The sequence below is a fragment of the Terrisporobacter glycolicus ATCC 14880 = DSM 1288 genome (genome assembly GCF_036812735.1).
Taxonomy (GTDB): Bacteria; Bacillota; Clostridia; order Peptostreptococcales; family Peptostreptococcaceae; genus Terrisporobacter; species Terrisporobacter glycolicus.
Genome location: NZ_CP117523.1, coordinates 1,395,047 through 1,408,093 on the forward strand (window position 1 = coordinate 1,395,047; position 13,047 = coordinate 1,408,093).

Annotated in this window: 13 protein-coding genes; 9 read left to right on the forward strand and 4 right to left on the reverse strand. The window is 26.7% G+C overall.

The features are described from left to right. Positions 1-17: 17 nt before the first annotated feature. Positions 18-938, reverse strand: a complete 921-nt coding sequence (locus TEGL_RS06880) for a hypothetical protein (RefSeq protein WP_018589469.1) — start codon at positions 936-938, stop codon at positions 18-20. A gap of 126 nt (positions 939-1,064) precedes the next feature. Here TEGL_RS06880 and TEGL_RS06885 point away from each other — a divergent pair, with 126 nt between their 5' ends. Together TEGL_RS06885 and proC are read left to right on the forward strand one after the other, a co-directional pair. After that, positions 1,065-1,676, forward strand: a complete 612-nt coding sequence (locus tag TEGL_RS06885; protein WP_018589470.1) for a DNA-3-methyladenine glycosylase — start codon at positions 1,065-1,067, stop codon at positions 1,674-1,676. A 37-nt stretch (positions 1,677-1,713) separates the two neighbouring features. Continuing rightward, positions 1,714-2,514 (forward strand): pyrroline-5-carboxylate reductase, encoded by an 801-nt coding sequence (gene proC, locus TEGL_RS06890; RefSeq protein WP_018589471.1) that lies wholly within the window; start codon positions 1,714-1,716, stop codon positions 2,512-2,514. 43 nt (positions 2,515-2,557) lie between these two features. On the opposite strand, the gene TEGL_RS06895 is transcribed toward proC, so the two are convergent. Continuing rightward, the gene (locus TEGL_RS06895) at positions 2,558-3,859 is read right to left on the reverse strand and encodes a DUF1002 domain-containing protein (protein WP_018589472.1); all 1,302 of its coding nucleotides are present in this window, start codon (positions 3,857-3,859) and stop codon (positions 2,558-2,560) included. 622 nt (positions 3,860-4,481) lie between these two features. Between TEGL_RS06895 and TEGL_RS06900 the strand changes: the two genes are divergently transcribed. Both TEGL_RS06900 and TEGL_RS06905 read left to right on the forward strand, forming a co-directional pair. After that, positions 4,482-4,988 carry a type I restriction enzyme HsdR N-terminal domain-containing protein gene (locus tag TEGL_RS06900; protein ID WP_018589473.1) on the forward strand — a complete coding sequence of 169 codons (507 nt, stop codon included), beginning with the start codon at positions 4,482-4,484 and terminating at the stop codon, positions 4,986-4,988. Between the two features lie 278 nt (positions 4,989-5,266). Next, on the forward strand, positions 5,267-6,151 hold the full coding sequence (locus tag TEGL_RS06905; RefSeq protein WP_018589474.1) for a sigma-70 family RNA polymerase sigma factor: 885 nt from the start codon (positions 5,267-5,269) through the stop codon (positions 6,149-6,151). Positions 6,152-6,251: 100 nt separating this feature from the next. Here TEGL_RS06905 and TEGL_RS06910 read toward each other — a convergent pair whose 3' ends face one another. Together TEGL_RS06910 and TEGL_RS06915 are read right to left on the reverse strand one after the other, a co-directional pair. Then, entirely contained in the window at positions 6,252-6,485 is a 234-nt protein-coding gene (locus TEGL_RS06910; RefSeq protein ID WP_018589475.1) for a hypothetical protein, read from the reverse strand. Positions 6,486-6,698: 213 nt separating this feature from the next. Continuing rightward, positions 6,699-7,586 carry a LysR family transcriptional regulator gene (locus TEGL_RS06915; protein WP_018589476.1) on the reverse strand — a complete coding sequence of 296 codons (888 nt, stop codon included), beginning with the start codon at positions 7,584-7,586 and terminating at the stop codon, positions 6,699-6,701. 243 nt (positions 7,587-7,829) lie between these two features. Between TEGL_RS06915 and TEGL_RS06920 the strand changes: the two genes are divergently transcribed. Genes TEGL_RS06920 through TEGL_RS06940 form a run of 5 tightly spaced genes read left to right on the forward strand, consistent with a single transcriptional unit; the run spans position 7,830 to position 12,925 of the window. Then, complete coding sequence (locus TEGL_RS06920; protein ID WP_018589477.1) at positions 7,830-8,906, forward strand: MGDG synthase family glycosyltransferase; 1,077 nt, start codon at positions 7,830-7,832, stop codon at positions 8,904-8,906. Further along, positions 8,897-9,586, forward strand: coding sequence for a polysaccharide deacetylase family protein (locus tag TEGL_RS06925; RefSeq protein ID WP_018589478.1), 690 nt, complete (start codon positions 8,897-8,899; stop codon positions 9,584-9,586). Before TEGL_RS06920 ends, TEGL_RS06925 begins: the two co-directional genes overlap by 10 nt. Then, positions 9,579-10,655 (forward strand): lysylphosphatidylglycerol synthase transmembrane domain-containing protein, encoded by a 1,077-nt coding sequence (locus TEGL_RS06930; RefSeq protein WP_018589479.1) that lies wholly within the window; start codon positions 9,579-9,581, stop codon positions 10,653-10,655. The genes TEGL_RS06925 and TEGL_RS06930 overlap by 8 nt, the downstream gene beginning before the upstream one ends. Next, on the forward strand, positions 10,636-11,352 hold the full coding sequence (locus tag TEGL_RS06935) for a response regulator transcription factor (protein ID WP_416389611.1): 717 nt from the start codon (positions 10,636-10,638) through the stop codon (positions 11,350-11,352). Before TEGL_RS06930 ends, TEGL_RS06935 begins: the two co-directional genes overlap by 20 nt. Next, entirely contained in the window at positions 11,333-12,925 is a 1,593-nt protein-coding gene (locus TEGL_RS06940) for a HAMP domain-containing sensor histidine kinase (RefSeq protein WP_161618780.1), read from the forward strand. Before TEGL_RS06935 ends, TEGL_RS06940 begins: the two co-directional genes overlap by 20 nt. Positions 12,926-13,047: the final 122 nt, after the last annotated feature.

Consider the following 13,047-nt stretch of genomic DNA (forward strand, 5'->3'; position numbering starts at 1 on the left):
TATCCTTCTTTTTTAGTTTAAAATAAATAATTATTTTTTACATAGTCATTAATAATACCTTCCCTAATTGTAAACTTACTAATAATTATTTTTGATGATTGGAAATATGATATAAGGCTATTTAAAATAATTAAAGCACCTAAAAGAATATCTCCTCTACTTTTGGATATACCTGTGTTATTAACGATTTCCTCCAAAGATAGATGACTGATTTTTTTCAAAAGAATTTCTATATCATTATGATTTAACTCATAACCATGAATATTTGACATAATGTTATATTCCTTTTGATGAATTCTACCAATAGTCTTTATTGACCCACCAATTATAACTGTAGGCAAATTTTTGCATTCATTAATCCATAAAATATTTTTTAATTTCTCAAAGAGATATTCTTTAATTTGGCTTATTTCTTCATCACAAATACCATCTTTAATATGAAATTTGTTTGTAATTATTAAAGCACCCATAGGGATACTAACACTTTTTATAAGTATTTTATCTTTTACTAATCCTATCTCTACGCTTCCTCCTCCTATATCTAAATGAACATAGTTATTTAATTTATCTGGAATAGAAGAAACATAACCATAGTAACATTCTTCACTTGGTGATAATACTCTTATGCGTACTTCTAAAGAATTAGAAATATGATTTATAATCTCTGTGGAGTTTTTAATTTGTCTAAGGGATTCTGTAGCTACAGCAATTATTTCATCACAATTAAAGTCGTCACAGAATTTTTTAAAAGTAAATATAATTCCAAAGAAGTTTTTCATACCTTCAGAGGATAATTCTTTGTTTTCTCTTCCTACGAAATCAGATAATCTAGTTTGGAATTTCTTATGAAAAATCTCATTATGTAAATTATTATTTATCTCTACGATTATTAATTTTATTGAATTAGAACCAATATCAATTATTCCTAAAGTTTTCAATTTAATCCCCCCTTTATATGTCTATAAATAAATTATAGTTTAATATAATTACTTCATCAATAATTGAAAAAAATAGAGTTATACTAATATTAATAAAGAGAAAAGCATAAGTAAGGAGGATTTAATTTGGATAAAAAATTTTATAGTGCAGATGGAATAACTTTAGCTAGAAATCTTTTGAATAAATATTTAATTAGGGAGTATGATAATAAAAAAATTGTGACTAAAATAGTGGAGACAGAAGCTTATATGGGAGCTATTGATAAAGCTGCCCATGCCTACAAAAATAGAAAAAGTACTAGAACATATCCTCTATACTTAAGCGGAGGACATATTTATGTTTATTTAATTTATGGTATGTATAATTGCTTAAACCTTTCAGCTAATAAAAAAAACATACCAGAATGTGTTTTGATTAGAGCAGTTGAGCCCATAAGTTATATGGATGAAATATCTTATAATAGGTTTTTGAAACCATATAATGAATTGACTAATTATCAAAAAAAGAATCTGACAAATGGTCCAGGTAAACTTTGTAAAGGTTTAAATATAGACAGAAGTTTAAGCGGGGAAAATATATTTGGAAGTAAACTTTATATAGAAGATAATACAGATAATGATTTTGAAATTGTGCAAGACAAAAGAATTAATATAGATTATGCACAGGAAGATAAAGACAAATTATGGAGATTTTACATTAAAAACAATAAAAATGTTTCTGTTATAAATAAGCAATGATATAATTTAATAGTATTATGAAAAAGGAGGACACATTATGAAAAAAATAGGCTTTATAGGTGCGGGAAATATGGGAGGTGCAATTTTAGGAGGAATATTAAATTCTAAAATAATTGATAATGACCATATTATTGCTTCTGCAAAAAGTGACAGAACAATTGAAAGAATAAAAAGAGATTATAATGTTAATGTAAGTAAAGATTCTAAAGAAGTAGTTGAATTTTCAGACCTTATAGTAATAGGTGTCAAGCCAGAAATATATGACGAAATATTAGAAGAAATAAAAGATTTAATAGATGATAAGATAATAATAACAATAGCAGCAGGAAAAACTATTGAAGCAATGGAAAAAATTATTGGAAATGATAAAAAAATAGTAAGAACAATGCCAAATACTCCTTCCCTTGTAGGAGAAGGGATGACTTCTTTATCTCCAAATAAAAACATAAGTGAAGAAGAATTAGGTTTTGTAAAATCAATATTTAATTCTTTAGGAAAGAGTGAAGTAGTAAAAGAAGATTTAATACATGCAGTAATAGGTGCTAGTGGCTCATCAACTGCTTATGCTTTTATGTTTATAGAAGCAATAGCCGATGGTGCAGTTCGTGCTGGAATGCCAAGAGATAAGGCCTATACATTTGCTGCACAAGGAGTATTAGGAGCTGCGAAAATGGTTTTAGATACACAAAAACATCCCGGAGAGTTGAAAGACATGGTATGTTCACCAGGTGGAACAACAATAGAAGCTGTGAAAGTACTTGAAGAAGAAAAATTTAGAGGTGCTGTATTAAAAGCTATAGATTCTTGTATTAAAAAAAGTATAGAAATGAGTAAATAATATAAAAACTCCCATTATAAAATGGGAGTTTTTTTATGAAAATTTATTGATTTGTATTTTGTGAATCAAAATGTTCTTCGTTTTCACTTTGAACATTTAAAGAATTATCATCAGTATTTTTGTTACTATTTTGAGTATTATCAGTACTTTGACTATCTTGTTTATTATCAGTACTATTTGTATTATTTTCTACGTTGTTATTAGTAGGTTCTTCTTTTGATGGTGTTTGAGTATTATTTTCTTTAGATTCTTCACTGTTTGCATCCTTATTTACATTCTCGCTATTGTTATTTTTATCAGAGTCATTATTAAATAAGTTTGTAAACCAGTTAATTATCTTTTGGAAGAAACCATCAACTTCTTCACTAGAAGGTAATTTTTCAGCAGCTTTGTCTGTAGCATTTATAACTGCATTGCTTCCTAACATATTATCTTTAGTTTCACCAAGAATACCTAAATCTTTGCTTCCACCAAATAAGTTAGAGAACCAATCTCCTATAGAAGAGAATAAACCTCCTACAGAATCCATTATTCCAGAATTACCAACTTCTTTACCAGCTTCTTTTAAGTTGTCTTGAACAACATCAGAAACATTGTTTAATGTTTGTTTCATTGAATTATAGTCATATTTTTGAGCCGCTATTTTTTCCATTAAGTCAGTTATTTGTTTAATTTGAGCATCTGTTAATGTAACATTGTAATTATTAGTTACATTATTGATTATATCAGCTATTTGGGTAACATCACTTGTACCGTTTTTAATAACTTCTGCTTTTATATCATTAACAACACCAGTTGCTTCATTTTTACCTATTTTATCACCAAGATCTCCCGTAGTTATTAATTCTTCAGAAGCTAGTTCTTTTTTATCTTCATCTAATTTTTTACCAGAAGCATCTTCAAAAGCCTTCATAACACCTGTCAAAGCACCAGTACCACTTACAGGGAATACTGCAGCTATTACAGCGTTGGCATTAGTCATACCAGCAGTTGATAAGGTAGATGCCACCATTGAAGAAGTAACCCAAGTTATATTTGCAGTTTTTACATTTATTCCACCACTATTAGTTGGTTCTACGTAAGAACAAGAGTATGTTTTAGTTCCAAGTTGTGCTTCTGTAGCAACTCCCCCTAAATATTCTCTCTCTTCTTTATTATTTACCTCTAATACTTGAACTTCATTTTCCTTTACACCGAAATAACTAAATATTTTTTGTCTTTGCTCAGCTGTATTGTTGACACCTATAGTCACTACTCTAGTACCATCAGCAAAAGAAGGCACAATGCTACTTGCTATTATTGTCATTGCTACTAACAGAGAGCTAACTTTCTTTTTAAATTTCATAATATTTCCTCCTAAAATTCCCACCTAAAATAATTACATTACTCTTCTAAGTAGGTTTATGTAAAGATTTAATATAGAGTAAAAATACCCTGTGAATATAGTATAATATTTAGAAACTTAATGCGATTACAACATTGTAACTGTCATTACAATTTATACTTAAATCTTTACTAAATTATTATTAGATACCTATTAATTATATTATAAAAAAAAATATTTGTGGCTGTTTTAAGAAAATTGTAAGATTTATATAAGAAGTGACAATAAATAAAAATGTGGAATATTTATTTATTATGGGAAAAAGGGTTTTAATTATATAAAGAATAATACATTAAAGGAATATAATATTTTTAATGTGAAAAATAATTATAAATTAAATGAAGGCGTAATATATTATTAGGGGGGATTGTATGAAAGGTTAAGTTTTTAGGAACAGAATTTTTAGGTAAGGTCTTAAAAGATGCTAAAAGAACTTTTGCATAAGAAACTCTTGTTAATATATTTGTTTCTTATTAAAGTAGGAAGATGATTGAAAAATGATGAAATGTATTATACTATATAAAGGAAATAAAATATAATAATGTTTTACAATGCAAACTTAAGCATTGAAAGGAGAATAGTAATGTCACAAGAACTAGTTAAAGAAAGAGTTTTAAAATATTTAATAGAAGATTTATTAGTACCTCAAGATATGATAGATACAAATGTATTATTAAGTGAATTTGAAGAAGGTGCTGAAGGAATATTAGACATAGTTGTAAACGTAAAAGATAAAGAAGAATATTTTGCACCAGTATTAATCGTAAGATGTACAGACGATGATGTAGAATTAGAAGGAGATGTACTCCAAAAGGAAATAGAGTTCTTAGAGTATGTTGATAATATAACGATGGCTGGTAGAATGATACTTACAAATGGAGATCAAATGATGTATGCAGATTGGACAGGAGAAGAATACGATACAGAAGCATCTCTACCTACATACGAACAAATGGAAAAAGAGTTCTTCGAAGCAGAAGAAAGTATAGAATTAGAACACCATCACCACGACGGATGCGGATGCGGTCATGACCATCACGAAGAAGGACATAATTGTGGATGTGGGGATGATTGTGGTTGTTCAAAATAAACAAAAAGTTAGATATAATAATATAATTATTCGTAATGAAAAATAGATTTGTAAATATTTTTTATTAGTTGTAAAATAGGATATATTTTTATAATTTGTAAAATTAAATAACTTAAATAAAGGTTTTTATGTTATTTTGTTGAATGTTTAATGAATTAGAAAATATACAAAGAACATGCATTTTTTCATGGAGTAAAACATACTATAGTTGATATAGACAAAATATGTTTTTACCGATTTTTTAATGAACAATATGTATAAAGAAGGGGTTAGATTATATGGGGGCTAACAAAGAGCATACTTACGAAAATTATGTTTTTGGAGATTCATCATCTGCATCAAATGCTATGAAAATGTATTTAAAAGAAATTGAAGAATACAAAATGCTAACACCGAATGAAGAAATAGAATTGGCAAAAGATATAAATGATTCTATTCCTGAGGCAAAAGAAAAATTTATTAATGCCAATTATAGACTAGTTGTCAGTATTGCAAAAAAATACAGAAAAGAAAATGTAGATATGCTAGACTTAATTCAAGCTGGAAATATAGGCTTAATAAAAGCAGTTGAAAAATATGACTACAAAAAAGGATTTAAGTTTAGTACCTATGCTACTTGGTGGATAAAACAAAGCATCACTAGATATATTGATGATTGCGAAAACACTATAAGAATTCCAGTACATCTTCATCAAAGAATAAACTACATTAAAAGAAAAAAACAAGAATTGTCTAATGAGTTACAAAGAGAGCCGTCATTAGATGAGCTAGCAGAAGTATGCGATATGGAGCCTGATAAAATTCTTGAAATATTAAAAAGAGATAAAAATGTAGTATCTTTAGATACTCCTATCAAAGAGGATGAAGATAGTTCTTTAGTTGAATTTATACCATCAGATGCCAACTTAGATGATGTTGTAATTCATGAAGTGGAGCAAAAGAATCTTAGAGAAAAGATAGATGAACTTCTTACAGGGCTTAATGATCAAGAACAAAGAGTATTAAGAATGAGATTTGGATTAGATGATGATGATCCAAAAACTCTTGAAGAAATAGGCAAAGTATTTGGGGTAACAAGAGAGAGAATTAGACAAATTGAAGCTAAGGCTATTAGGAAACTGAGACATCCTAGTAGACTTAAGCAACTAAAAAATTTTTATTAAATTTGATTAATATTAAATGGGTGATTATAAATTTGTAATCACCTATTTTTATGTAGAAAATTACTTTTCACAATAATATACGCATATTATATAGTAAAGGTTAGACCTTTTTATTTGATAAAATATATAGCTGCATAGCAGACTTTTTTATTAAATAATTAAAATAATAATCATCTTCTTCATGATCATCATCAATATTATAAAGTTTTGTAACATCCATGCCAAGTAATAAGTTTAACTTATTTATACGATTAAACTGGATACAAACTTTTAACAAGAAATAAACAAGACTTAAGGATAGTAAGGAAAAAATAACAATAACAGTAGTACTCATAATAAAACCTCCCCATGAAATCTTTTATTAAGAAAATTGTACTATACTTATTCCTTACTTTCACTATAAAAAAAACTACATTAATTTTGCAATTATTAAATAAAAACATAATAACCTTTAAAATAGTACAAGAAAATATAAAATTCTACATAAGAAATTTGTAAATAATTATATTTCTATTATGAAAAAATTATTTGTTTAATGATATTTAATCTACAAAGTTAAAACAAAATCTTTTAATTCTCTAATAAATAAGTCATTTGCTTTGGAGTGGGTAATATTATTAGCAAGAATATAAGAAAAGTTTCTAGTAAAGCTGTAATCCAATGAAATAATTTTTAATTCCTTGTTACAATATGATGGATAAGCTATTAAACTAGACACAATAGTAACTCCAAGATTATTTTTTACAGCTTCTTTCACAGCGTAATTACTTCCAAATACCATAATATTTTTAGGTTGGATTTTAGAAGTATTCAAAAACATATCTAAATATTCTCTTGTACCAGATCCCTTTTCTCTACCAATCCAATTATATTTTTTTAATTTATCTAAAGTGAAATTATCTTCGCTTATATCACTATCGTATGGCAATGCTAAAACCATTTTATCTTCATAAAAATATGTTTGATTCAAATTAGGAGAAGAAACAGTTCCCTCAACTAGACCTATGTCCAAAGATATATTTGATAATTTGTCACAAATAGACTTTGTATTTTCAATAAGAACTTCAATTTGTATATTGGGATATTTGGTACAAAACTCCTTAAGAAAGTGAGGTAAAATATATTCTCCTATTGTTAAGGAAGCACCAATTTTTAAATGACCCTCTACATTTTGTGTAGTGTTATGTAATTCATCCATAGTCATATCTAATAAGTTTAATATTTCTTTAGCTCTTTTATATAGTATTTCGCCATTTTCTGTAATGTATATATTTTTTTGTTTAATAGATCTATCTATTATTGTAGTATTAAAATATCTTTCTAAGTTTTTTATATGATTACTAACGCTAGGTTGAGATAAATTAAGATGTTTAGCAGCCTTAGTAAAGTTTTTAAACTCAACAACAGATATAAATGTTTTTAATTCTTCAATCAAAATATCTTTCCTCCCAATATTAATATTAATAATAAGACATTATAATAAGTATAACGTTAATTTATATATTTTAACCATTAATATTAATAATTATTATCATAAGAAAAATGAATGAAAAACTAATGTGACAAAAATGTAAGCTAAAATACCCTTTATCTTGCGTAACCTTACGAAAATGTAAAGGCAGTATGAAAATAATTAATGTATACTTAAAATTAGTTAATAGATTGTGAGGTAATTAATATGAAAGCATTAATATTTACAGGCGCATTTGGAATGGGTCATTATTCAGCAGCAGAAGCTGTAAAAGAAGAAATATTAAGAGAAGAACCAGAAGCAACAGTCATTATAATAGATATGATAGAGTATATATTTCCAAAACTTAGTGAATTAATATATTTAATTTTTAACTTTATGGTTAATAAATTCTCCTTAATTTATAATTTTTTTAATAGAATTGTAGCCAAAAGGACTAGTGTACCACTAAAAAAATCCGTTATGAAAAAAGTAGATTTATTATTAAAAAATAATGATGTTGATCTGGTAATTTCAACTTTTCCAGCTTGCTCTCAATATTTTTCAGCATATAAAAAAATGAGAAATTGTAATATTCCTCTTTATACTTATGTTACGGATATATCTGTAAATGAGGAATGGATTAGTGAACAAACAGATTTATATTTTGTAGGCAGCGACATAACAAAAAATTCACTTTTGAGTAAAAATGTAGATAGTGATAAAATAGTAGTTAGTGGTATTCCTGTTAAACAAAATTTTAAGAAAGAAAAAATAATAGAAAAGTCAAAGGATAAAAAAGAAGTATTAATAATGGGTGGAGGCTTAGGTCTTATACCTTGTGCAATGGATTTTTTAGAAAAACTTTCAAAAGATGATAATATAAAAATAACATTTATAGCAGGAAAAAATAAAAAACTACTAGAACATGTAAAAGAAAAGTATCCTAATGTGGAATCAATTGGATATACAGATAAGGTTGATCAATATATGAAAAAAGCAGACTTAATAATTTCAAAATCTGGTGGAATAACATTATTTGAAGCTATTTTTAGTGGAACACCATTATATGTCATTAGACCATTTTTATATCAGGAAATAGGAAATGCTCTATATATACAAGACAGTTGTATTGGTAAGGTAATATGGACAAACGGAACGGATGTTTATGAAGATGTAACATCTTTATTAAATAATGAATTACTTTTAAAAAGTATGGAAGAAAATATAGTAATTGAAAAAGAAAAATTACAAAGTACATCACCACTTAATTACTATTATGGAGGTATAACAGCTTGCTATTAAAAATTATAATAATATTGGTTATAATATTGTTGTGTTATAGTATTGTGCCAACTTATTTATATAAACTTCAATATAAACTAACAAAGAAAAATAATTCAAATGATAAAGTACTATACTTAACTTTTGATGATGGACCAGATGAAAAGTATACACCTTGTCTTTTAGATTTGTTAAAAAAACATAATATAAAGGCAACTTTCTTTATGGTAGCAACTTTTGCCAATGATAATCCTATAATAGTAAATAGGATGAAAGAAGAAGGACATTGCATAGGTATTCACTCTTATGAACACAAAAATGCTTTATATCAAAGTAAATCTTATACTTCATATGATTTTGAAGAAAGTGTAAAAACGATGGAAAAACTAGGTGTTAACGTGAAGTTTTATAGGCCGCCTTGGGGGCATTGCAATATATTTACAAATCATGAAGCAAAGAAATATAATTTAATCAAAGTACTATGGGATGTAATGGCGCAAGACTGGGAAAAAAACACAACAGATCATGTTATATGTGATAAATTATTAAGAAGAAGTAAGGATGGTAGCATAATATGTTTGCATGATGGACGTGGCAAAGATGAAGCGCCATCTAGGACAATAAAAGCCTTAGAAAAAGCAATTCCGCTTTGGCAGAAAGAAGGCTATAAATTTTTGACTATGGAGGATTATTATGAGTAAAAAAGTTTCTCCAAAAAATATGCTAAAAAACGGTGGTTTATTTATTGGGTTAATATTATTAACTTTTTATATGATTTTTAAAAATAATAATATAGAAGAGATTATAAATGCAATCTCTACTTTAAATATAAATTATATAACAATAAGCATAATTTGTAGTTTTACTTTTGTTATTTGTGAAGGTATAAATATAGGCAGAAGTTTAAAACTTATGGAGTATGAAATTAATTTTCTAACTTCTATAAAATATGCAATTGTAGGCCTATTTTTTAGTTCTGTAACTCCTTCTGCAACAGGAGGTCAACCAATGCAAGTTTACTATATGCATAAAGATGGAATTCAAGTATCGCATTCATCTTTAGCACTTCTTATGGACCTTGCCAGTTTTCAGTTCGTTACAGTTACTATGGCTATAATAGGATATATAACTCAACATGAATTATTAGTTAATACTTTGGGTAATATTAAATATTTTGTTGCACTAGGTATTTTTTTAAATACATTAGTAATGATATTTATATTAACAGCAATTTTTTCAAAAAGATTTATAGGAAAGTTTATTGATTTTATTTGTTTTATTCTAGTGAAAATTAAATATAAAAAAGTAGATAAATTTAAAGAAATGGCATTATGCCAAGTGAAAGAATATAAAGATAGTGCTAAATATTTTAAAGAAAACAAACTAACAGTTTTAAAAATTGTATTAACTACAACAACACAAATAATAGCTCTTCATAGTATTTCGTTTTGGATATACAAGGCATCTGGTTTAAGTGGGTATTCTTTTTTAACAGTAGTTATGTTACAATCCGTTTTATACATTAGTGTATCTGCATTACCACTCCCTGGAGCTGTAGGAGCTAGTGAAAGTGGCTTTATGCTCATTTACAAAACTTTATTCCCAGTTCAACTTTTGAGTTCAGCTATGCTTGTAAGTAGAGGGATAAGTTTTTATTTATTAGTACTGTTAAGTGGCATTGTTCTTGCAGCTACTTATCTTTTAAACATTAGAGGGAATCATTACATCAAAGTTACGAGAAAAAGAAGAGGTGAAAATTTTGACATATAATATACTTGTTGTAGAAGATGATATAGATATAATAAAACTACTAAAAATTTATCTTGAAAATGATGGACATAGAGTGATTTCTGCTCAGAACGGATTGGACGCATTACAGATAATAGAAAATATAAAAGTTGATTTAGTAGTAATGGATATTATGATGCCAAAAATGGATGGCTATGAATTAACCATGAGAATAAGATCGAAATATACTATTCCAATAATAATTTTATCGGCTAAAAATGAAGATAATGATAAGATAATGGGATTAAATTTAGGTGCAGATGATTATATAACAAAGCCATTTAATCCATTGGAAATAGTTGCAAGAATTAATTCTAATTTAAGAAGATTTTATGATTTTAATAAAGTAGTAGTGCCAAAAGATGAAGAAAGACAATTAATAGTAGGCGACTTAATTTTAGATACCCAAAAGTTAGCTCTTTATAAAAAAGGAGAAGAAGTTGTAGTAACACCTACAGAATATAAAATTTTGGCTCTTCTTATGAAAACACCAGGAAAAGTATATACAAAGTTGCAGATATGTGAAGCAATTAATGGAGATTATATTGAAAGTGACAATAATACTATGATGGTTCATATCTCTCGATTGCGTGAAAAAGTTGAAGATGATTCTAAAAATCCTAAGTATATAAAAACTGTGAGAGGGATTGGATATAAAATTGCGAAAAAAGAAAAGTAAATTTTTCACTATTTTAGTTAGAAATTATATTGCTTTTACAGGCATTATTATAATTTCTATTATATGTATATTACATGGTATAAATCATAGAATAAAAGATGTTATTAGTGAACCTAGAATTAATGAATTAGTGGATTATGCAAGTTTGATTACAGAGAATGGTAACAATGGAATTAATAAATCGCGTATAAAAAAATTAGCTGGTAAATATACTTTCATTCAATTATTAGATGAAAATAATAAGGTTATATATGAGAGTGAGCCTGGAAAATTCAATAAAGAATTTACAAAGGGAGAGCTAAGTTGTATACATGATTATTATGATGATCCTTATATTGATATTCAAAAATATAAAAATGATAAAAATAAACAAAACATATCAGTATCAATAACTTATTATGATGAAAATGACGATATTCATAATAAAATTTACGTTGTAGATGATAAATTAAATTTAATATATACAAATACAGGAGATACTAGAAAATCTTTTACTAAAAATGAGTTTAAATATTTAACAGGAACTTATCTAAAAGGATATGATATTAGAAAATATTCTTTTAAGGACAAAGATAATAAGAAGCTAACGCTTTTAATCAATACTCCTTCTCTTACTAATGAAATATACAAAAAGATTTTAATTACTGGTATATGCGCATTTGCATTATTTATACTAATATATATTATTCTAATTATAATATTTATAACCTGGCTTAATCATAAAGTAAAAAGACCTATTAATATTTTAAATGAAGCCATTGTTAAGTTTAAAAACGGTGAGCGTGAAAATTATTTAGATTACGATGGACCACAGGAATTTTGTGATATTTGTAGTAGTTTTAATGATATGTCAAGGAAGTTGTATAATAGTGAGAAAAAGCGTGAAAGTTTAGAAGAAGAAAAACAAAAAATGCTTGCTGATATATCTCATGATTTAAAAACGCCAATAACCGTTATAAAGGGATATTCGAAAGCTGTTTGTGATAATATAGTCTCAGAAGAAGAAAAAGATCAATATCTAATGACTATATATAAAAAAGCAGATCACTTAGATGAATTGATTAATACTTTTTATGAATACAGCAAATTAGAACACCCAGACTACAAATTTTTATTTGAAAAAATAGATTTATGTGAATATGGTAGAGTTTATCTTGCAGGAAAATACGAAGAATTAGATATAAATGGAGTAGAGCTGGAAGCGGATATACCAGATGATCCTATTTATTGTAAGTTAGATAGATTTCAACTAAAACGTGTTTTTGAAAATATTATATCAAATTCACTAAAGCATAATAAAAAAGAATTATGTATATTATTTGAAATAGAAGAATATTTCGATAAAGTGAAAATAAACATTGCAGACAATGGATATGGAATTTCCGAAGAAATACGTAAGAATATTTTTAACCCATTTGTTGTGGGAGAAAAATCTCGTACAACAAAAGGCTCAGGACTGGGCCTTGCCATAAGTAAAAAAATAGTAGAAGCCCACGGCGGAAGTATAAAAATTGTGGACGCTAGAAAAAATTATAAAACAGAATTTGAAATTATACTTCCAAGAGAGGTTTAAATTTCAATTAAAAATATTTATTGATGCTAGGTATGAATTTTAATACCTAGCGTTTTTAATTATATAAAAATATAAGTACTATATTTTGAAGTATGTAGAAGGTATTACTATCATAGTACTAC

Coding starts and splice junctions, on each gene's coding strand:
- TEGL_RS06910 (WP_018589475.1), bottom strand. CDS start 6,485: ATGAGTACTACTGTTATTGTTATTTTTTCCTTACTATCCTTAAGTCTT.
- TEGL_RS06920 (WP_018589477.1), top strand. CDS start 7,830: ATGAAAGCATTAATATTTACAGGCGCATTTGGAATGGGTCATTATTCA.
- TEGL_RS06895 (WP_018589472.1), bottom strand. CDS start 3,859: ATGAAATTTAAAAAGAAAGTTAGCTCTCTGTTAGTAGCAATGACAATA.
- TEGL_RS06900 (WP_018589473.1), top strand. CDS start 4,482: ATGTCACAAGAACTAGTTAAAGAAAGAGTTTTAAAATATTTAATAGAA.
- TEGL_RS06930 (WP_018589479.1), top strand. CDS start 9,579: ATGAGTAAAAAAGTTTCTCCAAAAAATATGCTAAAAAACGGTGGTTTA.
- TEGL_RS06905 (WP_018589474.1), top strand. CDS start 5,267: ATGGGGGCTAACAAAGAGCATACTTACGAAAATTATGTTTTTGGAGAT.
- proC (WP_018589471.1), top strand. CDS start 1,714: ATGAAAAAAATAGGCTTTATAGGTGCGGGAAATATGGGAGGTGCAATT.